At 66.5% G+C, this 22721-nt stretch carries 23 protein-coding genes; 15 read left to right on the top strand and 8 right to left on the bottom strand.

Annotated elements, in window-relative coordinates; translation table 11 throughout:
- Nucleotides 1-17: 17 nt before the first annotated feature.
- The gene (locus tag VFT73_RS14735) at nt 18-692 is read right to left on the bottom strand and encodes a hypothetical protein (protein WP_326412774.1); all 675 of its coding nucleotides are present in this window, start codon (nt 690-692) and stop codon (nt 18-20) included.
- A gap of 129 nt (nt 693-821) precedes the next feature.
- Between VFT73_RS14735 and VFT73_RS14730 the strand changes: the two genes are divergently transcribed.
- The 8 genes from VFT73_RS14730 to VFT73_RS14695 are packed head-to-tail and all read left to right on the top strand — an operon-like array spanning nt 822 to nt 10184.
- Nucleotides 822-3356, top strand: a complete 2535-nt coding sequence (locus VFT73_RS14730) for a TonB-dependent receptor (RefSeq protein WP_326412772.1) — start codon at nt 822-824, stop codon at nt 3354-3356.
- An 18-nt stretch (nt 3357-3374) separates the two neighbouring features.
- Entirely contained in the window at nt 3375-4094 is a 720-nt protein-coding gene (locus tag VFT73_RS14725; RefSeq protein WP_326412770.1) for a hypothetical protein, read from the top strand.
- Nucleotides 4091-5341, top strand: coding sequence for an MFS transporter (locus VFT73_RS14720; RefSeq protein ID WP_326412768.1), 1251 nt, complete (start codon nt 4091-4093; stop codon nt 5339-5341). Before VFT73_RS14725 ends, VFT73_RS14720 begins: the two co-directional genes overlap by 4 nt.
- Complete coding sequence (locus VFT73_RS14715) at nt 5341-6882, top strand: FAD-binding oxidoreductase (protein WP_326412766.1); 1542 nt, start codon at nt 5341-5343, stop codon at nt 6880-6882. Before VFT73_RS14720 ends, VFT73_RS14715 begins: the two co-directional genes overlap by 1 nt.
- Entirely contained in the window at nt 6879-7910 is a 1032-nt protein-coding gene (locus VFT73_RS14710; protein WP_326412764.1) for a nitrilase-related carbon-nitrogen hydrolase, read from the top strand. Before VFT73_RS14715 ends, VFT73_RS14710 begins: the two co-directional genes overlap by 4 nt.
- Complete coding sequence (locus VFT73_RS14705; protein WP_326412762.1) at nt 7907-9106, top strand: class I SAM-dependent methyltransferase; 1200 nt, start codon at nt 7907-7909, stop codon at nt 9104-9106. The genes VFT73_RS14710 and VFT73_RS14705 overlap by 4 nt, the downstream gene beginning before the upstream one ends.
- Complete coding sequence (locus VFT73_RS14700; protein WP_326412760.1) at nt 9103-9468, top strand: hypothetical protein; 366 nt, start codon at nt 9103-9105, stop codon at nt 9466-9468. The genes VFT73_RS14705 and VFT73_RS14700 overlap by 4 nt, the downstream gene beginning before the upstream one ends.
- A complete protein-coding gene (locus tag VFT73_RS14695) occupies nt 9465-10184 on the top strand; it encodes a hypothetical protein (RefSeq protein ID WP_326412758.1) in 720 nt (239 codons plus the stop codon). Before VFT73_RS14700 ends, VFT73_RS14695 begins: the two co-directional genes overlap by 4 nt.
- Here VFT73_RS14695 and VFT73_RS14690 read toward each other — a convergent pair.
- The 6 genes from VFT73_RS14690 to VFT73_RS14665 all read right to left on the bottom strand — a co-directional run bounded on the left by VFT73_RS14690 (nt 10181) and on the right by VFT73_RS14665 (nt 15292).
- On the bottom strand, nt 10181-10777 hold the full coding sequence (locus VFT73_RS14690) for a PEPxxWA-CTERM sorting domain-containing protein (RefSeq protein WP_326412756.1): 597 nt from the start codon (nt 10775-10777) through the stop codon (nt 10181-10183). The genes VFT73_RS14695 and VFT73_RS14690 overlap by 4 nt on opposite strands.
- An 87-nt stretch (nt 10778-10864) precedes the next feature.
- Entirely contained in the window at nt 10865-11311 is a 447-nt protein-coding gene (locus VFT73_RS14685; RefSeq protein WP_326412754.1) for a hypothetical protein, read from the bottom strand.
- Nucleotides 11308-12729: an aldehyde dehydrogenase family protein gene (locus VFT73_RS14680; RefSeq protein WP_326412752.1), complete on the bottom strand. Its 1422-nt coding sequence runs from the start codon at nt 12727-12729 to the stop codon at nt 11308-11310. The genes VFT73_RS14685 and VFT73_RS14680 overlap by 4 nt, the downstream gene beginning before the upstream one ends.
- Before the next feature lie 97 nt (nt 12730-12826).
- Nucleotides 12827-13741: a polysaccharide deacetylase family protein gene (locus VFT73_RS14675; RefSeq protein WP_326412750.1), complete on the bottom strand. Its 915-nt coding sequence runs from the start codon at nt 13739-13741 to the stop codon at nt 12827-12829.
- Nucleotides 13738-14610, bottom strand: coding sequence for a polysaccharide deacetylase family protein (locus VFT73_RS14670; protein WP_326412748.1), 873 nt, complete (start codon nt 14608-14610; stop codon nt 13738-13740). The genes VFT73_RS14675 and VFT73_RS14670 overlap by 4 nt, the downstream gene beginning before the upstream one ends.
- A complete protein-coding gene (locus VFT73_RS14665; RefSeq protein ID WP_326412746.1) occupies nt 14603-15292 on the bottom strand; it encodes an isochorismatase family protein in 690 nt (229 codons plus the stop codon). The genes VFT73_RS14670 and VFT73_RS14665 overlap by 8 nt, the downstream gene beginning before the upstream one ends.
- Nucleotides 15293-15356: 64 nt before the next feature.
- Here VFT73_RS14665 and VFT73_RS14660 point away from each other — a divergent pair, with 64 nt between their 5' ends.
- The 6 genes from VFT73_RS14660 to VFT73_RS14635 are packed head-to-tail and all read left to right on the top strand — an operon-like array spanning nt 15357 to nt 21206.
- Nucleotides 15357-16715, top strand: coding sequence for an alpha/beta hydrolase (locus tag VFT73_RS14660; protein WP_326412744.1), 1359 nt, complete (start codon nt 15357-15359; stop codon nt 16713-16715).
- Nucleotides 16715-17215 (top strand): DUF3598 domain-containing protein, encoded by a 501-nt coding sequence (locus VFT73_RS14655; protein WP_326412742.1) that lies wholly within the window; start codon nt 16715-16717, stop codon nt 17213-17215. The genes VFT73_RS14660 and VFT73_RS14655 overlap by 1 nt, the downstream gene beginning before the upstream one ends.
- A complete protein-coding gene (locus VFT73_RS14650) occupies nt 17208-18590 on the top strand; it encodes a 3-isopropylmalate dehydratase large subunit (protein ID WP_326412827.1) in 1383 nt (460 codons plus the stop codon). Before VFT73_RS14655 ends, VFT73_RS14650 begins: the two co-directional genes overlap by 8 nt.
- Nucleotides 18587-19198: a 3-isopropylmalate dehydratase small subunit gene (gene leuD, locus VFT73_RS14645; protein ID WP_326412740.1), complete on the top strand. Its 612-nt coding sequence runs from the start codon at nt 18587-18589 to the stop codon at nt 19196-19198. Before VFT73_RS14650 ends, leuD begins: the two co-directional genes overlap by 4 nt.
- Entirely contained in the window at nt 19195-20115 is a 921-nt protein-coding gene (locus VFT73_RS14640; protein WP_326412737.1) for a hydroxymethylglutaryl-CoA lyase, read from the top strand. Before leuD ends, VFT73_RS14640 begins: the two co-directional genes overlap by 4 nt.
- A complete protein-coding gene (locus VFT73_RS14635) occupies nt 20112-21206 on the top strand; it encodes a CoA transferase (protein ID WP_326412735.1) in 1095 nt (364 codons plus the stop codon). The genes VFT73_RS14640 and VFT73_RS14635 overlap by 4 nt, the downstream gene beginning before the upstream one ends.
- On the opposite strand, the gene VFT73_RS14630 is transcribed toward VFT73_RS14635, so the two are convergent.
- Entirely contained in the window at nt 21191-22264 is a 1074-nt protein-coding gene (locus tag VFT73_RS14630) for a LysR family transcriptional regulator (protein WP_326412733.1), read from the bottom strand. The genes VFT73_RS14635 and VFT73_RS14630 overlap by 16 nt on opposite strands.
- Here VFT73_RS14630 and VFT73_RS14625 point away from each other — a divergent pair.
- Nucleotides 22193-22717 (top strand): DUF3598 domain-containing protein, encoded by a 525-nt coding sequence (locus VFT73_RS14625; RefSeq protein WP_326412731.1) that lies wholly within the window; start codon nt 22193-22195, stop codon nt 22715-22717. The genes VFT73_RS14630 and VFT73_RS14625 overlap by 72 nt on opposite strands.
- The last annotated feature ends 4 nt before the right edge of the window (nt 22718-22721 follow it).

The raw sequence follows: 22721 nt of genomic DNA, 5'->3' as shown, positions 1-22721 counted from the left end.
AAGTCAAGCGCGATCGTTCAGAACGGCTTCACCGCACCCAGATACGAGGTGGCGAGCAGCAGCAGATAGACGCACCACACCCACAGCCGGGTGCGGTTCATCGTGCGCAGCAGCGGGATCTCGGTCGCATCGCTAGAGCCTTCGGCGAGCAGCTTCCCGAGCTGCGGCCCGACCGGCTTGAACGCGACATCGATCATGATCGCGGCCCAGAAAATCGTCCCGAACAGCAGCGCCTTCCAGGCGAGCCAGGCAAAGGGGAGCGGCGAGCCGGTGCCGATAGAGACAAGGCCGAGCCCGGTGTAGAAGGTGGCGATCAGAATCTTGAGCCAGAATTCGATTCGCCGGTTGCGCGCGGCGCGAAGCGTCTGGTCGTGAAAATGCGCGTCCCACACCAGCCAGAGCCACAGCGCCCCGACAACCCAGGCGCCGGCAAGCAGCGGCGCGGGAACCGCCCACATCCCGCCCATCGAGACGACCGATAGCGAGACCGGGACCATTAATGCCCAAGCCGTGCGCGGCACCATGTCGACTTCGACCAGCAGCTTCAGCAGTGCGATTCGCTGATCGAGCGAATAAGTATTGCGCCGGCGGAAATGCTGGCCGAGCACGAACACGCCCACATCGGCGCCGAGCCAGAATACGAACAAGAGCAGATGGGCCCAGACCAGGGTCGGGTAAGCGAAATCGGCCATCGGGAACTCCCCTTTAAAAGTCCGGACAAAGCATGCTTGACAGCATCCGCTATTCCGTGAAAGTTGTCCGGACAAATCACATCGCACGGCCCGTGGCAAGAGATGGCCGGCGAGAGGAGGGGACAATCGATGCGCGCACTCTGGCTTGCTTCCGCCGCAACCGTGCTGACCCTGGCTGCGCCGGCATGGGCGCAGACCGAAACCGACCAGAACAGGACTCAGAGCGATCAGGCGGCGGCCGCCGCTCCGCCAGAGACCCAGGCTGCGACGGATGACGGGTCCCAGATTTCCGATATCGTCGTGACGGCGCAGCGCCGCGCCGAGCGGGCGCAGGACGTGCCGATTGCGATCACCGCCCTGTCAGGCGAGCAGCTGGCATCGCGCGGCATCACGAACACGCTGGATATCGGCAATTTCGTTCCGAATCTCGTCGCCCAGAACAACACCGGCATCGGCTCCGCCAACGCTTATTTCCTCCGCGGCCTTGGCAGCACCGAAACGATCGCCACCTTCGACCCGCCGGTCGGCACCTATGTCGACGACATCTATCTGAGCCGGCAGAACGCCAACAACCTGTCGCTGTTCGACGTCGACCGCGTCGAGGTGCTGCGCGGCCCGCAGGGCACGCTGTTCGGGCGCAATACGACCGGCGGTGCGATCAATGTGATCATGAAGCAGCCGGGGGACTATTTCGCCGGTTATGCCGAGGTCGGCTATGGCCGCTACAACAAGGTGCTTGGGCGCGCCTCCGTCGACATTCCGCTCGCGCCCGATTTCGCGATCAAGCTGAGCGGCTATTTTCAGAACGACGACGGCTACGTCAAAAACGTGACCACCGGCGAGCGCCTGAACGACGACGACGGCTGGGGCGCCCGGCTCGGCATCCGCGGCGAGTTGTCGGATTCGGTCCGCTGGAATGCGTCCTTCGCGCATATCGTCGCCAATGGCGAAAACATCCTCAACTTCACCTGCAATCCGGCCAATCCGAGCGACTGCAAGGGGCGCTTCGTCACGAGCGGACTAGCGGAGATCGACGGCCCGCCATCGCCCTATGCGCCGCTGGTCATCAGCGGCCGCAAGGCCAATTTCGGGATGGGCCAGGAATCGACCAGCGACATCATCACGTCGCATTTGCAGTTCGATGTTGCGTCCGACACCACGCTGGCGCTGATCACCGGGTTCGTGAATCTCAGCCAGCAATACGGCCTCGATTTCTTCGACGGCCGCGCCGGCCCGACCGTATCCGTGCCCCGGCCGCCGGTCCGCGGCCTCGCGCGCGGCGGGTTCGTGATCGTCAATGACGGCCACCACCAGCAATTCACCCAGGAAGTGAAGCTGAACGGGAAGCTGGCAAACGGCTTCATCGATTATGTGGCGGGTCTTTATTACATCGACGAGCGCAACAAGACCGATTTCGCCGACATCTTCGGCGTTTCCCCGGCGCTTTCGCTGCTGCTCGCCGACCGTATCCTGCACAACCGCACCGAGGCGATCGCCGGATACGCCCAGGCGGACTTCAACGTCACCGACCAGCTGAAGCTGACCGCGGGCATCCGCTACACGGACGAGACTAAGACGATCCGGCTGAACGACAATCGCGCGTCGTGCAACGACGGTACGCTGGAAGCGAGTTGCCTCGACAACGCCAATCTGGTCGCGGCTTCTGGCGCGCGCATTCCGACCCGGCAGGAGACCAAGATCTGGACGCCGCGGTTCGCGATCGACTTCAAGCCCAACGACCAGGTGCTGCTGTTCGCGTCGGCGACCCGAGGCTTCAAGTCCGGCGGTTGGAACGCCCGCGCAAGCTCGCCCGCTACCTTCCTGCCGTTCGACCCGGAAAAGGTCTGGAGCTACGAAGCCGGCATAAAATCCGACTGGCTCGACCGGCGGCTGCGCGTCAACCTGACCGCTTTCTGGCTGGACGTATCGGACCTGCAGGTGCTGGCCGGCCTGCTCAACCCGACGAACGGGACGCTGACCTTCCTGACGCGCAACTTCGCGGACTACCGCAACAAGGGCATCGAGGCCGAAGTCACCGTCGTTCCGGTCGACAACCTCAACCTCTACGCCAATGTCGGCTATCAGCACGACAATTACCGGCTGCCGAAGAACGCGCCGCCGTTCGATGCGTATGGCATCCAGTCGGTCGAGGGCCAGCTCGCGGCCTGCCAGGCAGCGCTTGCAGCCGGCCGCATCCCCGGCGGCCCGAACACGACCGCCTGCGCCAATGGCATCGTGACCGCGAACGGCACGATCTCCACCCCGGTCCGCACGCCGCGCTGGTCGCTGGCGCTGGGCGGCAGCTACAAGGCCGAGATCGGCGACAGCGGCTGGTCGGTGGTTCCGGCGATCAATGCGACCTACCATTCGAAGCAGGAAGTCGCGATCGCCAACCTGAGCCTTTACGACCAGCCGGTGACCGGCACGAACGGCACCTTCCCGTCGAACCCGTTCGGCGATGGCGCCTTCATCACCGGATCGCACAGCGCGTCGGCGTGGCTGTTCAACGCAAGCATCGCGCTGAACACGCCGAACAATCGCTGGAAGCTGTCGGTCGAATGCTCCAACTGCTTCAACAAGGAGTTCATCCAGACCTCGCTGTCCAACTACAGCTATCTGAATGCGCCGATGACGTGGACGGTCCGCGCCCGCTACAACTTCTAGAGAGGGCGCACGCGCATCATGTCAGCGTTCGAGTTGCTTCCCCGCCGCCAGGGCCGGATCGAATATCGCAGCCGGCAGGACGGCGGGGTATGGGGCGTCGAGGAGTGGCGGATGACGCGCGGGGGCGATGGCCTCCGCGTCCTCTCGGCGCATTGCGAGATGCGCTTCGGCAAGGATTGGGTGGTGCGCGACAGCACCCAGTCCGCGCATCCGGATTACCATCCCAAGGACGCCTTCGTGCGGATCATGCGCGACGGGGAAGTGACCGGCAGCGGCTGGTTCTCGTTCACCGACGACGAGGCGATCTGCGAATCCGTGACGCGCGACGAAGGCCGCATTTCGCAGCGCTTCCCGATCCGGCGGCCGATCCGCGGCTTCGGCATGCACGCGGTCCAGTCCGACGCCTGGCTTGCTGCCGCCTTCCCGTACGAGAAAGGCGCGGGCCATGTGCAGTTCTTCGGCCGGAACCTGATGCACAGCACCCACCATTTCGGCGCGACCGGGCCGTTTATCGCGACCACCGGCAGCGGCCTTGAATATGTCGGCCCGGAGACGATCGACGTCGCGGCGGGGCGGTTCGATTGCCATCGCATCCGCTTCGTCGGGCTGACCAACGATCATCCTGAATATCATCTTTGGGTGACGCGCGACGGCGACTTCCTTTACGTGAAAGGCGTGGTCGAAGGTTATATCGACTCGGTGTTCGAGCTGACCGAGCTTTCCGGCGATCCGCTGTGAAGGCGCGCTCCGAATTCGCGCTCGGCTGGAAACCGCTCGTTGCCGCGCTGGTCGGGACGGCCTGCGGTGCGTCGCCGGTGCCGTTCAGCAGCATGCCGGTCGTGATCGGGCCGATCCACGACGCAACGGGCTGGGACTTCGCGTCGATCAGCATCGGCGTCACCATCTACGGCATCATCGCGTCGCTGACGGCGCCCTATGTGGGCTCGCTCGCCGACCGCTACGGCGTGCGCAAGGTCGCGCTGTGGTCGCTGTTCCTGTTCGGTGTCGCGTTCGCGAGCATGTGGTTCGTGCCCAACAACATCTGGCTGTTCTGGGGCTATTGGGTCGTGATCGGCGTGATCGGCATCGGATCGACGCCCGTGACCTGGAGCCGGGCAGTCAGCGTCTGGTTCGACCGCAATCGCGGCCTGGCGCTCGGCCTGATGCTGATCGGGACGAGCATCGCCGGAATCGTCGTGCCGCTGATCGCGCACTGGGCTGTGGCGGCCGGCGGCTGGCGCGCCGCCTATCCGGCGCTGGCACTGCTGCCGCTCTGCATCGCACTGCCGCTGGGGCTGCTCTGGTTCCGCGAGCCGCGGGCGGAGGAGCGCCCGCAGACGCTGGCGAACGCGTCCGGTACGCTGCCGGGCCACACCCTTGCCCAAGCTGCGCGCGAGCCGCGCTTCTGGGCGTTGCTCGTGTCGATCGCGATCATTTCGATGGCCTATGGCGGCGCCCATATCCACATGTCGCAGATGGTCCAGCTCCACGGCTTCTCGAAGGCGGAGAGCGATGCGACGATCGCCGTGGTCGCGATCGGAATTCTTGCCGGTCGCCTGATCGTCGGCCTGTTGTTCGACCGGATGTGGGCGCCCGGCGTCGCCTTCGCGTCGCTGCTGCTGCCTGCCGCCGGCTGCTACCTGCTGATGGGCCAGGCCGACTCGCTGACGGTCGTCCGCGCGGGCGCCTTCCTGCTCGGCTTTGCGGCCGGCGCGGAATCGGACGTGATCGCGTTCATGGCCGCGCGCTATTTCGGCCTCGCCCATTACGGCAAGATCTACGGATTCCTGTATATGTCTTTCGGGATCGGATCGGCGATATCGCCGGTGCTCTACGGCTCGGTCCGCGACGCGACCGGCAATTACGATCCGATGCTGGCGGCGGCGATGCTGATGTTCGCGGTCGGCGGCGCGCTGCTGCTGACGCTCGGCCGCTATCCCGAGGCGCGGGCCGCCGAGCCCGCCGCCGAACCGCAGGCAGCCTGATGGCGACGATGCTCGATACCGACCTGTCCACATTGTTTCCGGCCGATGCGCTGGTGACCGATCCGGCCGAATGCGCCTTCTACGCGCAGGACGTCCACAGCGAAGGCGCGCAGCCTTGTGCGGTGTTCCGCCCCGCCGATATCGACGAGCTGTCGAAAGGCCTCGCGGCGGCCCACGCCCGCGGCCTCGCCATCGTGCCGCGCGGCGGCGGCATGAGCTACACCAGAGGCTATCTGACCGAAGATGCCGGCGCGCTGGTCGTCGATCTTGGCCGGATGGATCGCGTCCTGGACGTCGATCCGGTCGATATGGTCGTGACGGTCGAGGCGGGCTGCACCTGGGCGGCGCTCCGCGACCGGCTAAAGCCGCTCGGTCTGCGCGTGCCGCGCTGGGGCACGCTCAGCGGCATCAAGGCGACGGTCGGCGGCGGCATGAGCCAGAACGGCGTGTTCTGGGGTGGTGGCAACGGGACGATCGCGGACATGGCGCTCGGCTTCGACGTCGTGCTGGCGGACGGAACGGTGCTGCGCACCGGCAGCGGCTTCCTGCGTCCGTTCGGGCCGGATCTGACCGGACTCTTCGGGGCCGACACCGGCGCATTCGGGATCAAGGCGCATATCACGCTGCCGCTGGAGCGCGAAGCGGAAGCCTTCGCCTATGGCAGCTTCGCGTTCGACACGCCGGACCAGGCATTCGGCGCGATGAGCGAGATCGCGCGGGCCGGCCTTGCCACCGAATGCTTCGGCTTCGACCCGTTCCTGCAGGCGCAGCGAATGAAGCGCGACAGCCTCGGCTCCGACGCCAAGGCGCTGGTCGGCATGATGAAGGCGCAGGGCAGCTTCTGGAAAGCGGTCAAGGAAGGCGCGAAAGTGGTCGCGGCGGGCCGCTCCTTCCTCGACGATGCGCGCTTTTCCGCGCACCTGATCGTCGAGGGCCGGACCGACGCGGCGGCTGCGGAGGACATGAAGCGCGTCGAGCGGATCGTCGCCGAAGCCGGCGGCCGTTCGGTCGAGAACACGATCCCCAAGGTGCTGCGCGCCAACCCGTTCCCGCCTGTCAACTCGATGCTGGGTCCGGAGGGCGAGCGCTGGGTGCCGGTGCACGGCATCGTCCGCCACAGCCGCGCGGTCGAAGCGGTGGCGCGGATCGGCGCGCTCTACGAGGCGCATTCGGCGGAAATGGAACGGCTGGGCGTCGGCGCCGGCTATATGTTCCTGACCGTCGGCCGCACCGGCTTCCTGATCGAGCCTGTCTTCTTCTTCCCTGACAGCTGGGGCGAGCTGCACCGCCGCTCGGTCGAGCCGGCGCACCTCGCGCGGCTGAAGGAAGCGCCGGCGAACGCCGACGCGCGCGCGCTGGTCGACCGGCTGCGGCAGGGCGTGATCGACATCTTCGGGGAGCTAAAGGCCGTGCATCTCCAGATCGCGCGCACCTATCCGCTGAAGGAGCGCAGCGATCCCGCCAGCTGGCAGGTGCTCGAGGCGGTCAAGCGCACGGTCGACCCGGAAGGCCGGATGAACCCAGGGGCGCTGGGGCTGTGACCTACGCTGCGCTGGCGCTGCAGCTGACCGCGCGATCGGTCGAACGCTGTCCCGACCGGGCAGCGGCGCGGGCGCAGATGCTGGCCACGATCGAGTCGGTCGGGCCGAAGCTGCGCGCCGCAAGCGTGTTCATCGAGCAATATTCGGGCAACAAGGTCCGGCTTGCCGTTCTCCCCGAATATCTGCTGACCAGCTATCCGGGCCGCATCTCGATCGCCGATTTCGCGGACAAGGCGGCGCTGGAGGAAGGCGGGCCGGAATATGAGGCGTTCGGCCGGATCGCCGAAGCGCAGAATCTGTTCCTGGCCGGCAATGCCTATGAGACGGACCGGCATTTCCCCGGCCTCTACTTCCAGACCAGCTTCGTCGTCGCCCCGTCGGGCGAGGTGGTGCTGCGCTACCGCCGCCTGAACTCGATGTTCGCGCCGACGCCGCACGATGTGTGGGCGAAGTATCTGGACGTCTACGGCGTGGAGGGCGTGTTCCCGGTCGCGCGGACCGAGATCGGCAATCTGGCGGCGATCGCTTCGGAGGAAATCCTCTACCCCGAGATCGCGCGCGCCCATGCCCTGCGCGGGGCGGAAATCTTCGTGCACAGCTCGTCCGAGGTCGGCAGCCCGGTCGCCACGCACAAGGCGATCGCCAAGCGGGCGCGCGCGTTCGAGAACCTGGCCTATGTCGTCTCGGCGAACACCGCGGGTATCGAGGGCACGGCGATGCCGTTCGCGTCGGCCGACGGCAATTCGCTGGTGGTCGACTGGAAGGGCAATGTGCTCGCCGAATCCAACACCGGCGAGACCTTCACCGCGTTCGGCGCGATCGATCTCGACGCGCTCCGCGCCGCGCGGCGCAAGCCGGGCATGACCAACTATCTTGCGCGGCAGCGGACCGAGCTCTTCGCAGCAGCCTATGCTGCGGCGACCGTGCATCCGGCCGGCACGCTGCTGGATAAAGCGCCCGATCGTGACCATTTCCTGCGGGTGCAGAGCGAGGTGATCGAGCGCCTCGCCAAGGAAGGTGTGATATGAAGCAAGACGTTCCGCCGCCTTATAGCGCCGTCACGCGGCATCCGGTGTTCCCGGTCGCCAGCCATGACGAGGCGGCGCGGTTCAACTTCCTGACCAACTTCAACAAATATCTGTCGGGCACGATCGGGGGCGGCAACAAGATCGCCTACGAAACGCGCGTGCTGCCAACATTCCGGGCGGAACATGGTCGCGATCCTGAGGACCGGTTCGAAATCCGCGACGCGATGAACAAGGATCCGTGGCATCGCTTCTGGTCCGCCTGCAAGCGCAATTCGATGGAGATGCGGCAGCAGAACGGCCGCTCGATTGTGTTGCGCCAGCTGGACGAGCTCGACGCCAAGGCGCGGCAATATAACGAAGGCCGCGACACGCTGGAGCTCGACCCGGCGGTGAAGGTGCCGCACTACCAGGCCGCGGTCGACATCCACTGCATGCCAGGCAGCTATCATGGCGAGGAACGGCCGGGCGACGTCTCGGCCGGCGCGAACTATGACTGCGGCATCTTCGCGACGACGGCGGGCGGGCTCGGCGCGCTGTCGGATGGCGGCGGTCAGGCGCTGGTCGACTGGATCAGGCGCGAGCGGCCGGGCTGGACGCCGCGCCGCATCCTCGATCTGGGCTGCACGGTCGGTCACAATATCGTGCCGCTGGCGCTCGCCTTTCCAGAGGCCGAGGTGATCGCGATCGACACGGCCGCACCGTCGCTGCGTTACGCGCATGCGCGGGCGCAGGCGCTCGGCGCGCGCAACCTGAAGTTCATCCAGATGAATGCCGAGGATCTGAGCCGCTTCCCCAACGGCTATTTCGACTGGGTGCAGACGACGATGTTCCTGCACGAATTGTCGGGCAAGGCGTTTCCCCAAATCCTGAAGGAAGCGACGCGCGTGCTCGCGCCGGGCGGGCTGATCCTGCACCTGGAGCAGCCGCAATATTCGGACGAGATGCCGCTCTACGAGCAGTTCATCCGCGACTGGGACGCGTTCAACAACAACGAGCCTTTCTGGTCGGCGATGCACGCGCTCGATCTGAAGAAGCAGATGGCCGGGGCCGGACTGCCGCCGGAAAGCCTGTTCGTGACCGGCGTGAAGGCAGTCGTGGACAAGGAGGTCTTCCCGGAAAGCGCGTTCGACGAGAAGGAAGATCATGGCCGCGCCGCGGTCTGGAATGCCTATGGCGCGTGGAAGCCGGCGGCATGAGCGACAGCGTCGACTGGATCGCCCGCGCCGGCGCCAAGGCAAAGGGCAAAAGGCCGCAATATTTCGACGATCCGGCGATCGACCGGACCTTGTCAATCGTGCTGGCAATCGCCGGCGAAGTCTCTGTGCTGCGCGAGCGGCTGGACACGGTCGAGCGGCTGCTGGACGCCAAGGGTACCATCAGCCGCGCCGATATCGACGCCTATCAGCCGGACCGCGACGCGGCCCATGAGCGCGGCCTTGCGACCAAGGATTATGTCGCGCGGATCATGCGCGGCGTTCAGCAGGACATGGAAGCGATGGCGGCGGCTCCGGAGCCTTCGCCCGACGAGGTCAGGCAGCGCCTGCTCGATGAACGATGAAGCACCGCACGGTCAGTGGCCGCATCCGCTACACCTCCAAAAAGCCCGAGATGATGGACCGGGAACGCGGGCGCGAATGGTTCGCTTTCACCCATCATGGCGACGGATCGGTGATCCTGCGCGCGCGCTGCGAGATCGAGGAGCCGGAGCCGACGGTGCTGCGCGACATCGTCTATGCGCTGGGCCCGAACGGGCGGCCCAATGACCTGCACGTGCACCTGACGGTCGGCGACGAATTCATGGGCACCGGCTGGCTGCACCATGGCGACGGATATGTGGAGTGCGAGAGCTTCGGACCGCCGATCGGGCGGCTGTCGCAGCGGGTCGACTATCAGGGTGCGATCGACGGCTTCGGCACCCATCCGATCGTCGGCGACGGCTATCTCACCAGCCGGATGGACGTGTCGAAGGGCCCGCACCGGCGCGAAGTGCGCGTGTTCCTGCCGTCGCCCGACCATCGCGGCGCGACCCCGCCGATGATCGCCGAAGTGCGCATCATGCTGGAATATCTGGGCGACGAGCGGGTGACGGTCGCCACCGGCACCTTCGACTGCCGCCACTTCCGCTTCGTCGACGAAAGCAGCGAGGGCATGGGCGGCACGACCCACCCGCACTACGATATGTGGGTGACGGCGGACCCGGATTCGATCTTCGTCCAGGGCGGCGTCGGCGGCTATATGCAGACCTGGTACGAACTGGTCGAGCTGGAGCGCTAGGCGGCGGCCTTGCGTCGGCGTACAGTCGCGCCGGCGACGGCGAATCCCCCGATCATCAGCGCCCAGGTCGCAGGCTCCGGGACCGCCTGCACCGAAATGCGCATGTTGAACGGGCCGTGGGTGCCGCCCCATTGGAACGGCTGGCCGTTGTTCCAGACCCGATAGTAGCGATAGCAGATGTCGCCGACGGCTGCCGTCGCGCAGCTATCGGGCGTCCCCTTGGGCGCATGAACGAAGTAGGTCGTGACGTTCGAGCCGTCCTCGTGAAACCCTTCGAAGCGGTAGGGGAAGCTGTCGAAGGACGTCAGATCCTCAAGGCCCGTCGCGGTCTTTCGATAGCCGTAGAATTCCACCTGATTGGCACCGGGCACGAACACCGTCGCGCCGGGCTGATCGACCGTGAACGTCCATTTGTAGGTCATCCCGTCGTCGGGGATCGTCCAGTCGAAGCCGATAAAGAGATCGTTCGCATCTTCGGGCAGAGCTGTGACACAGCCTTCTGGCGTATCGCATGCGCCGCCGAACATGATGGGGTAGGCATGAGCCGGCGCAGCCATGAACAAAGCCGACGCCAGGATGACGCTGCGTTTCATTTCGGGCACCCTTTTCCTCACCGAGTCGAAAGCGTGCGCCCAGTATTGGTTAATGGCAAGTTAGGAAAGAGGTTTTCTCAAGCCAAATCAAACAATTCGCCGTTCGTCGCACAATGTGCGCTTCAACGGCTTGCCGTTCTGGAACCATTGCCAGGTGCGGGCGCGGGAGCGGGCGTCATCAGACAGGCTGATCATCTCGATGAACCACAGCCCCGGCTCCAGCTTGTAATCGAGACGCATCATCACCGTGCCTTCGCGCGTCTCCCAGACATAGCCGCGGACGCGGTCCGTCTCGCAATGGAGCATCCCGTCGCGAAAGCTGCTGCACAAGGTCCGCTCAAGCGTGCGCCCGTCCGCCCAGGTCAGGCGGTTGTGCTGGACATAGGCGTAAGCGCCGCTCTGCGGGAACTCGCAGCGCGTCCAGGTGCGGTGTTCGTCGAGCAGGCTGCCGTCCGCCGCGATGTGGCGATAGATGCCGTCCCATTCGCCGGCGTGGCGGAGCATGTTCGGCATCGCCTCGGCAAGGCCGGTCACAGTGCTTCCTCCGCATAGGCGGCGAGCGGCAGCGGCGCGCCGGTCTGGCGGATCAGCGCCTGCTTGCGGAAGAAGCGGAGCAGCCCGCTCGCGCCCATCCGCGACGGACCGACGCCGCTGGCCCCGAAGCTCGATTTCTCCGCTTCCCAGACCAGGCCTGTCAGCGATCCGTCGTTGATCGACACGCCGCCGGCGTTCAGCCGCACCGCGACGCGCTCCGCCTCTTCGGTCGTGCCGGCAAGGACGGCCGCGGACAGGCCGAACTCGCCGCTGTTGGCGAGGGCTATGGCCTCTTCGGCCGTGTCGAACGGCGTGACCGGAAGGACCGGCCCGAACGTCTCCTCGCGCATCAGCGCCATATCGGGAGTCACGTCGATGACCACGGTCGGCCGGAGATAGAGGCCGCCGTCCAGCTCCTCGATCTCGCCGCCGGTCAGGATGCGGGCGCCGCGCGCGCGCGCGTCGCGCAGCTGTTCGGCGACGACCGCCGCCTGTTTGTCGAAGATGAAGGGGCCGATGTCACCCGAAGCCGCGTCGGGATGATTGAGACGCGCGGCGCCCGCCTTGGCGACCAGCGCGTCGATGAACGGCCCGGCGATCGCGCGGGCGACATAGATGCGCTCGATCGACTGGCACGCCTGGCCATTGTTCAGCACCGACGCGCGCAGTGCCACGCCGGCCGCGTGCTCAGGGTCCGCGCTGGCGAGCACGATCATCGGGTCCTTGCCGCCCAGTTCCAGGCTGGCCGGGATCAGGCGACGCGCGGCGGCTTCGCTGACCTTGCGGCCGGTCGCGACCGATCCGGTGAAGGCGACATAGTCGACAGCTTCGATCAGCGCCGCGCCCGTCGCGCCGTCGCCTTCGATCAGCGCCAGCACGGCCGCGATTTCGGGCACCTCGGCAATCGCTTCCCGCGCCGGGCGGATGAAGCGGGGCGTGACCTCGGACGGCTTGACGATCACTGCGCAGCCGGCCGCCAGCGCCGGGATCGCGTCGATCAGCGACAGCGTCAGCGGGAAATTCCACGGGCTGATCACCCCGACCAGCGGGTAGGGGACAAGGCGGGTCGAGGTCTCGATGCTCGGGACGGAAGTCGGCACGCCCTGCGGCTGGCCGGCGGCGATCAGGCCGGGCGCCTGGTCGGCCCAGCGGCGCGCCGTGCGGATCACGCTTTCGACTTCGACGCGCGAGATAGCTCCACGGCCGGTGTCGATCGTCAGCGCCTCGGCAATCGGCTTGCGGTGGCGGTCGACAGCATCCGCCAGTGCGCGTAGCGCCGCCGAACGCGCTTCGGGCGGCAGCGCGGCCCAATCCGACTGGGCTGCGCGAAGGCGGGCGGAAATGGCCTCGATTTCCGCGGCACCAAGCGGATCGACGGCATAGTCGAGCTTGCCGGTTCGGGGGTTGCGAACCTTCACTTCCAACTCCGTTCGCTTCGAGCGAAGTCGAGAAGCACAGGCTCCGAGCGGTCGTTTCTCGACGTCGCTCGAAACGAACGGAGAGTGGCGGGATGTTTCATTGCTGGGCGGCCCAGGTTTCAACGATCGCGCCCCCCGGCGCGAACCACGCCTCAGGGCGCGCCGCGAGTTTCTGGAGCAGGGTTTCCACCGCGCCGATGCGATAGGGCAGGCCCATAATGTAAGGGGTCAGGTGGATCGGCAGCATGCGGCCGCCGTGGTTCGCCGCTTCCGTCGTCAGCCAGTCGAACGCGTCCTCGATCTGCTGCGCCCAGCTGTCCGCCGATTGCTGCTGCGTGGCGACGATCTGGCGGTCCGACAGCTCATGGTTGAGGGGCAGGTCGATCAGGCCGTTGGTGAAGCGATAGGGCAGCTCGTCGTTCACCCAATCGCAGCAATAGGTGAGGCCCGCCTGCTTCAGCAGGTCGAGCGTGTTCCAGCTCTGCGAGCGCGCGATCGACAGCCAGCCTTTCGGCCGCGTGCCTGCGATCATTTCCAGCGCGTCGAGCGACCGGTCGATCAGCGCGCGTTCCTCCGCCTCGTCGAGGCCGGTGGCGATGGTGCCGTTCATGTCGGTCGAATGCGCGATGATCTCATGGCCGGCGGCGACCGCGTCGCGGATGACTTGGGGAAAGCGCTCGGCAATCGCGCCGTTCGCCGCGATCGATGCCGTCACGCCCGCTTTAGCGAATGCGTCGAGCAGCCGGTAGAAGCCGACGCGGGTACCGTAATCCCGCGAGGTGTAGTGGCGGTAATCCGGATAGGGCGTCTGCATGTGCCCCGGCGCGCGGAACGGCTTGTCCGATGGCGTCAGCGGGAACCATTCAAGGCTGACGCAGACCCAGACCGCGACGCTCTTGCCGTCCGGCCAGCGCACCGGCGGCCGGTCGGAAATGCGCGACCAGGGATAAAGGTCGTGGTCATAGCCGTGGCGGCGCTTCGGATAATCCAGATAGGTCGGATCAAGGCTCATGCGGCCTGCTCCAGATAGGCGTCCGCAATCTCGCCGGCGGTGGTGATCCAGGCGCGGCCGTCCGCCGCGATGTGTTCCAGCACTTTCTCGAACGGCCCGATCCGATGCGGCTGCCCGATCAGATAAGCGTGCAGGGGGATGCACATGACGGTGCCGGAGGCAGCGCCTTCCTCTGCCAACCGGTCGAACTGGCGGATCAGCGCGTCGGCATAATCGCGCGGCGACATGTTGTAGACGAAGAAGCCGTAATGGTCGTTGACCTCCAGGCTGTAGGGCATCGAGATCAGGCGGCCAGACCTGGTCCGGATCGCCGTCGGCTGATCGTCGTGATAGAGATCGCAGGTATAGGTCAGCCCGTATTCGGCGATCAGGTCCAGCGTGCGTTCGGTATGGGTGAGGGCAGGGGCGAGCCAGCCGCGGATCGTCTGCCCGGTCGCGTCGCGAACGGTGCGGATCGAATCCTCGATGATGGCGCGCTCCTGGGCATCATCCATGCCGTAGGTGTAGCGGGTGTTGTAAATGCCGTGGCTGAAGAACTCCCAGCCACGCGCATTGGCGTCGGCCACCACTTCGGGATGGTGCTGGCACAGTGCGATGGAGAGCGAGACCGAGCCGGGAAAGCCGTGCTTCGTCATTGCTTCGGCCATCCGCCAGTGGGAGACGCGGTTCGAATGATCGCGGTGGCTGAAGCCGACCACGTCCGGATGCGGCTTCGCCCAGCTCTTGCGATAGGGGTTCGCCGGCGGGTCGATCTCGTAATATTCGAGATTGGGCGCGACCCAGACGGCGACGGTCTTGCCTTCCGGCCAGGTCAGCTTCGGCCGGTCGCGATAGGGCGCGAAATCGTAAAGGCTCGGATCGTCACGCATCCGGCTGCGCCTCCAGCCACTCGATCACTGCCTGCACCGGCTCCACATCCGCATATTTAAGCTGAAGATCGGTCAAGTTCGCGAAATGGTAGCTCTCGTGCTTGTCGGCGCAGGTCTCGACCGGCACGATCGTGCGATAGCCGTGGCTGAGCGCGTCGACGGCGGTCGCGCGAACGCAGCCTGACGTGCTGCCGCCGGTGACGACCACCGTGTCGACGCCGTGAAAGGTCAGATAGCTGCCCAGCGGCGTCTCGAAGAATGCGGACGGCATTCGCTTGGTGAACTGAAGGTCGGCCGGCCGGATATCGCAGCGATCGTCATAGGCGTGCCGCTCCGACCCGTATTTGATATTCTGCAGCGAATCCGGCGTGTCTGTGCGCGTGCCCCAGACGCCGGCATCGTGCGCATTGTCCATATAGGCGACCCGGCTCCAGACCACCGGCATGCCCTTGGCGCGCGCCAGCCGGGCCAGCTGGTTCACATAATCGAGCTGCTTCGGATCGCTCTCATAGGCCGTCGCGAACCTGTCGGTTCGGGTATAGGCCTGCTGGAGATCGACGTTCACCAGCGCCAATTTCCGGCCGAATCCGAACTTCTTGCGGGCCGGATTGGCCATGACGTCCTCGAATATCTGGCGGGCGGTGCGGCCGTCAGAAACCATGCGGGTGCCGACAATCTCCATGCTCGTCACAATGCAAATGAAGAAAAGGCTTGTCGAGAAAAATTTGTCCGGACAAATTGGGGCAATGGAAATCACCCGCCACTTCGTCGATGTCGGCAGCCGCCGCGTCCATTATCGCCGCGCCGGCAAGGGGCCGCCGCTGCTGATGGCGCACCAGAGCCCGCGCTCCTCGGCCGAATATGAGCCGCTGATGCGAGGATGGGCCGAGCATTTCACGTGCATCGCGCCCGATACGCCGGGCTTCGGCCAGTCCGATCCGCTGCCGATCGCGGAGCCGACGATCGACGACTTCGCCGACGCGATGCTGGGCTTCCTCGATGCGATCGGGGTGCAGCGGACCGGCGCCTATGGCTTCCATTCGGGCGGCATCATCCTGGTCACGGCGCTCCGCAAGCAGCCGCAGCGATTCTCCGCGCTCGCGATCGGCGGCTATGCGATCTGGACGCCGGAGGAGATGGCAGTTTTCGGCCAATCCTATCTGCCGCCGTTCCGCCCGTCTGCCTATGGCGAGCATCTGACCTGGCTGTGGAACCGCATCCTGGAGCAGACCTGGTTCTTCCCCTGGTTCGACGTACGGCCGAGCATGCGGCTCAGGATGGCGCATGACGATCCGGCGCGCGTGGACGCGGTGATCCGCGAAATGCTCGATTCCGGCGACGCCTATCGCGCCGGCTATGGCGCGGTGCTGCGGGCGCCGCGTGACATCCCGGCGGTCGGAACCGCAGTGCCGCCGGTGCTGATCACTGCCTATGACGGCGATCCGCTGCAGGCGCATATCGATCGGCTGGGCGAGCTGCCGGAGAGCTGGGAAGCGCGGAAGGTGCCGACGCCCGCGGCGCATCAGGCGGCGAGTCTCGAATTCCTGCAGCAGCATCCGGCTCCGGAAGCCGGGCGGATCGCCGAGGCCGGCGACGAGGGGTTCAGGCGAGTGACGGTGGACGGGTTCGACGGCCTGATCCACTGGCGCGGCACGCCGGGGAAGGAGGTCGCACTTCACGGCCCCGGCCGTGCGCTGGAATTGCTCGACGGCGCGCCCGGCTTCGCGATCGATCTTCCGGGCCACGGCCTGTCCGATAGCTGGTCCGGTCCGCCCCCGACCGAATGGCAGCCATGGCGGCAGGTTGTGACGGCAGTTGCAGGCGACGCGTCCATCCAGGCCGAACCGGCACCCCGCGGCGACCCGTCGCGGCTGTTCCCGAACCTCGCGCCCGATCGCTTCGGCGCCTATCTGACCCGCGCCTGGAGCATCGTTCGCGCCCGCCACTTGTTCGATCCCTGGTACGAGGCAAGCCCGGCCACCGCGATCGACTTCGACCCGGCGGTGCTAGCGCCCGAGCGGCTGGCGCTGGAGCATCGTGCGCTGCTCCGCGCCACCGCCGCCCGCGAGCTCGCCGCCGCCATGCAATCACAGGGAGGACAATGATGGGAATTCGCGACGACATGCCGCTGCTCGCGCGCCACGAAGGCGTGTGGGACGGGGTCTATACCTACTATAACGCGGCCGGCGAGAAGGTGGACGAGCACAAGTCGCGCCTGCTCTGCCGCGTCGACGAAGATAGCGAGCACCCCTATCACCAGACCAATCATTATATCTGGGACGATGGACGCAAGGACATTCGCGACTTTCCCGCAGCCTATCGCGACAAGCGCATCTGGTGGGACAATGAGCTGATCAAGGGCTGGGCCGCCGAGGTCGCGCTCGACCAGAACAACCGCACAATGATGCTCTATTGGCAGCGCACCGGCGACCCGAGCCTGTATCTCTACGAGATGATCCAGCTTGCCGACGACGGGCAGAGCCGCTGCCGCACCTGGCACTGGATCAGGAACGGTCAGCTGGAAACGCGGACCGCGATCCAGGAGCGGCTGGTGACGCGCGACTGGCGGTCGGTCGATCGCGAGATGGAGGCCGCCGCTGCCTGATCCTGCGCCTCGCACGCTGTTCGAGAAGCTGTGGGACAGCCACCGTGTCGCGCGGCTTGACGACGGCGCGGAGCTGATCGCGATCGATCGCATTTTCCTCCACGAGCGGACCGGGTCGGTGGCGCTCAAGGCGCTTGCCGAAGCGGGACGGACGGTGGCGGACCCGGCGCGCGTGTTCTGCACGATGGATCATATCGTCGACACGCGGCCGGGCCGGACCGGCACTTTGGTCAAGGGCGGCGACGTGTTCCTGACGGAGACGCGCGCGGCGGCAAAGGCGGCACGTATCCGCCTGTTCGACATCGATGATCCGGACCAGGGCATCGTCCATGTCATCTCGCCGGAACTGGCGATCGTGCTGCCGGGGCTGACGCTGGTCTGCCCGGACAGCCATACCTGCAGCCAGGGCGCGCTCGGCGCTTTGGCCTGGGGCATCGGATCGTCGGAAGCCGAACATGCGATGGCGACCGGCACGCTTAGGATGAGCCGGCCGGAGACGATGCGCGTGACCTTCAGCGGCAGGCTGCAGCCCGGCGTCACGCCCAAGGACATGGCGCTGGCGCTGATCGCCGGCCACGGCGCGGCCGGCGGCAGCGGCTATGCGATCGAGTTTGCGGGCGAAGCGGTCGAGGCGCTCGACATCGAAGGGCGGCTGACGCTCTGCAACATGGCGACCGAGTTTGCGGCGGTAACCGGTTTCGTCGCGCCGGACGATGTGGCGTTCGATTATCTCAAAGGGCGCCGCTACGCGCCTAAGGGCGCGCTGTGGGAACGGGCGCTCGTCGAATGGCGGACCCTCGCGACCGATCCGGGCGCGCGCTTCGATCGGGAGATCGAGGTCGATGCTTCGGCGATCGAACCGATGGTCAGCTGGGGCACCTCGCCGCAGAGCAGCGTCGGTATCGGCGGTGTCGTACCGCAGGCGGACGCGCGCGAACTCGGCTATATCGGGCTGGAGGCCGGCACCCGTCTCGAAGGCCTGCCGATCGACGCCGCCTTCATCGGCAGCTGCACCAACAGCCGCCTGTCGGACCTGCGCCGCGCCGCTGCGATCGTGAAGGGGCGCCATGTCGCGTCGGGCGTGCAGGCACTGGTCATTCCGGGATCGATGAGCGTGCGCCGCGCCGCGGAGGCGGAGGGGTTGGACCGTGTCTTCACCGATGCCGGCTTCGAATGGCGGCTGAGCGGCTGCTCGATGTGCTTCTACGCCGGCGGCGAAGGATTCGCGCCGGGGACCCGCGTGCTGTCCTCGACCAACCGCAATTTCGAGGGGCGGCAGGGGCCGGGCGTGCGGACGCATCTCGCCAGCCCGGAGACCGTCGCCGCCAGCGCGATCCGCGGCGCGATCGCCGACCCGCGGGAGCTCGCGCAATGACCGAGCCCGTGCCCCATGTCTCTGGCGTCGCCGCGCCGCTGATCCGGCCGAATATCGACACCGACCAGATCATTCCCTCGCGCGAGATGAAGAGCGTCGGCAAGACCGGGCTGGCCGACGGGCTGTTCGCCGGCTGGCGTTATACGGCGCCCGGTTCGCGCGATCCCAACCCAGAGTTCGTACTGAACCAGCCCGGCTTCGCGCATGCGCCGATCCTGCTCGGCGGCCCCAATTTCGGCTGCGGGTCGAGCCGCGAGCATGCGGTCTGGGCGTTGCACGAATATGGCGTGAGGGCGGTCATCGCGCCGAGCTTCGCGCCGATCTTTCGCGGGAATTGCGTGCGCAACGGCATCATTCCCGTCGTTCTGCCGGAAGATGCGATCGAGGCGATTGCAGGCGAGGGCGCTCCCGTCACGATCGACTTGCCGGCGCAGACCGTCGCGTACGGCCCGCTCAGCTATTCGTTCGAGATAGATCCGTCAGCCAAGGCGATGCTTGCCGAAGGCCTCGACGCGATCGACCTGACTTTCAAGCATCGCAGCGCAATCGCCGCCTTCCAGGCGCGCGACCGGGTGGCGCGGCCCTGGGTCTATCTGGAGGATTCATGACCTTCATCCTCATCTCCGAAGTCGGCCTGCGCGATGGCCTGCAAAGCATCGATCGGGTCATGCCGCTCGAGGCCAAGAAGGCCTGGATCAAGGCCGAGGCCGAAGCGGGCGTGCGCGAGATCGAGGTGGGCAGTTTCGTGCCCGCGAAGCTGCTGCCGCAGATGGCGGACACGGAAGAGCTGGTGCGGTTCGCGCGCTCATTGCCCGGCCTGAACGTGGTCGCGCTGGTGCCGAACGCGAAGGGTGCCGAGCGCGCGGTCGCGGCCGGCGTCCATGCCATGTCGATTCCCTTTTCGATGTCGGAGACGCACAGCCAGAGGAACGTCCGCAAGACGCATCCCGAGATGATCGCCGAAATCCGCGCCGTCGCCGCCATTGCGGACGCGGCGGGCGTGCATTTCGCGGTCGGGCTGGCAACCGCGTTCGGCTGCACGATCGAAGGCGCGATCGCGGAGGATCAGGTCGTTCGCCTGGCCGAGCAGGCCGTTGCGGCGGGCGCGAAGGAGCTGAGCCTGTCGGACACCACCGGCTATGCCGATCCGGCGCAGGTCAGGCGGCTTATCCGCAAGGTGAAGGCGGCAGTGGGCGCGGAAATGCTGACCACGCTCCACTTGCACAACACCCGCGGGCTCGGCCTCGCCAATGCGCTCGCGGGGCTGGAGGAAGGGATCACGACGCTCGACGCTTCGCTCGGCGGCCTCGGCGGCTGCCCCTATGCGCCGGGCGCATCCGGCAACATCGTCACGGAGGACCTGGCCTTCATGCTGGACGCGATGGGGCACGAGACCGGCATCGATCTAGACAGGCTGATGCAGGTGCGCCGCATCCTGCAAGACGCGTTACCTGGCGAGCCGCTGTACGGCTTCACGCCCGATGCCGGCCTGCCGCTCGGCCTCGAAAAAAGGCGCGCGGCATGAGCGCGACGCCGCTTAAGGGCCTGAAGGTCGTCGAGTTCACGCATATGGTGATGGGCCCGGCCGCGGGCGCGATCCTTGCCGCGCTCGGCGCGGATGTGACGCGCGTGGAGCCGGAAGGCGGCGACCATACGCGCAACCTGATCGGCTCCGGCGCCGGCTATTTCCCGATGTACAACCGGCACAAGGACAGCGTCTTCCTCGACCTGAAAAGCGCCGAAGGCCTTGCCGAGGCGAAGCGGCTGGTCGGCGACGCGGATATCCTGATCGAGAATTTCCGTCCCGGCGCGCTCGACCGGCTGGGCCTCGGCTACGAGGCGCTGAGCGCGGACAATCCCGGCCTGATCTACTGCACGCTGAAGGGCTTCTTGCCCGGCCCGTACGAGAACCGCACGGCGCTCGACGAAGTGGCGCAGATGATGGGAGGGCTTGCCTATATGACCGGACCGCCCGGCCGCCCCTTGCGCGCCGGCACCAGCGTCATCGACGCGACCGGCGGCATGTTCGGCGTGATCGGCATCCTTGCCGCGCTGGAGGAACGGCACCGGACCGGGCGGGGGCAGAAGATCCAGTCGGCGCTGTTCGAGACGACCGTGTGGCTGGTCGGCCAGCACATGGCGCAGAAGGCAGTGACCGGGAAAGCCGCCGATCCGATGCCCGCGCGCATCTCCGCCTGGGCGATCTACGACGTCTTCCAGACCAGGGACGAGCCGATCTTCATCGGCGTCGTCACCGACGCGCTGTGGGAGAAATTCTGCACGCTGTTCGGCCTGGGCGAACTCTGGGCCGACGAGAGCCTGCGCAAGAACAACGAACGCGTGAAGGCGCGCGACCGGATCCTCCCCGTGATCCGCGAATTGCTGTCCGGCTTCACGCGCGACGAGATCGTCACGCGGCTGGAAGGCTCGGGCCTGCCGTTTGCGCCGATCGGGCGGCCGGAGGAGCTGTTCGACGATCCGCACCTGCTCGCATCCGGCGGACTGCAGGCGGTGCGGATGCCGGACGGGCGCGAGGCGATGCTGCCGGCGTTGCCGATCGCGATGGACGGGGAGCGGCCGGGCGGCCCGGCCGAACTCGCTCAGCCGCCGGCCTGAGCGAAGGACAGCTTCAGCTGCTGGATCAATGACGCGACCAGGGGCGGTGTCGGTGCGCGCACGCGTGTCGCGATCACAAGCGGTCGCGTCCAGGCCTCGGCATCGACATCGAGGATGACGAGCCGCCCCGCGCGCACTTCGCGCCGCACCATCAGCTCGGGAAGAATCGCCAGGTGCGCGCCGTGGTCGAGCGTGGCATGGGCGAACAGCACCGAAGTGGTCTCGATTTCCGGCCGTCCGAGCGGGGTTCCGGCGGCGGCGAAGCTGGCCAGATAGGCACGCTCCACGGCGCCGATATCGGTGCCGGCGAGCCAGCGTTCGAGCGCGATCTCGGCCAGCGGAATGTTCCTCCGCCCGGCGAGCGGGTGCTTTGCGCCGGCGACGACGACATAGGCGACGTCTCCCAGCACTTCCTCTCGCACCAGCGGTTCGTTGCGATCGACCTGGCGAAGCGCGACCAGCAGGTCGAGCCGGCCGCGCACCAGATCGTCGATCATCTTTTCGTACACGCCGGCTGCAACGGAGAACCGGACCTCGCGCCCCAACCCCAAGCCTTCGATGGCTTCGGCGAGCAGACCGGCTGCCGGGCTGGGCCCCACGCCGATCCGCAACAATCCGGCCCTTCCGCCCAGCATGTCCTGCAAGTCGGCGCGGAAGCGGTCCGATTCCGCGGCGATGGTGCGCGCATGCGGCACGAACAGCTCGGCATAAGGCGTGGGCCGCACCCGCCGGCCGTCGCGCTCGAACAGGCGCACGCCGAGGTGGCTTTCCAGCCGCGCAATGCTCTTGCTGATCGCCTGCTGGCTCAGCCGCAGCCGGTCCGCCGCCCCGGCGAAAGTGCCCGCATCATAGGCGGCGAGAAAATGACGGACGTGGCGCGATTCCATGATCCGGACATACAACTCACAGTTGTGCAAAAAGACAAAAATTTGGTGGAAGCGCATCGGTGTTGCCGGAAAGTTGTCCGGACAAAACGGAGGATGCGCATGGGTGTGATTGCGGAACGTTCGCCATTGGTCGCCGACCAGGCGGGCGTGTGGGAAGGCGAGTATGTCCACCTGGACCCCGATCACAATATCATCGATCGCCATCAGTCGAAGCTGATCTGCCGCCTGACCGATGGCCCGGACGGCGAGGCCAGGCTCAGCCAGACCAACATCTACACCTGGGCCGATGGCAGCCGCGAGATCCGCTATTTCGACGGCATTTTCCGCGGCGACCGGGTCTGGATCAAGAACGAGCTGATCGACGGCTGGACCGGCGCGGTGCAGCTCGACCCCACCAACCGCACGATCATGGTCGGCTGGACGCGGGCGCATGAGCCGGACTTCCGCTATTACGAAATGATCACCGTCGCCGAGGACGGCGACGCCAAGAACCGCACCTGGCACTGGTACCGCAAGGGGCGGTTGTTCCAGCGCACCGTGATCAACGAAGCGCGCGTCACCCGCGACTGGCAGTCGCACGACGATCCCGGCTTCTACAGCTTCCAGCCCCGCGCACCGAGGTGAACCC

The sequence above is a fragment of the Sphingomonas sp. genome (assembly GCF_035758555.1).
GTDB lineage: Bacteria > Pseudomonadota > Alphaproteobacteria > Sphingomonadales > Sphingomonadaceae > Sphingomonas_B.
This window is presented reverse-complemented; position numbering and strand designations above follow the sequence as displayed.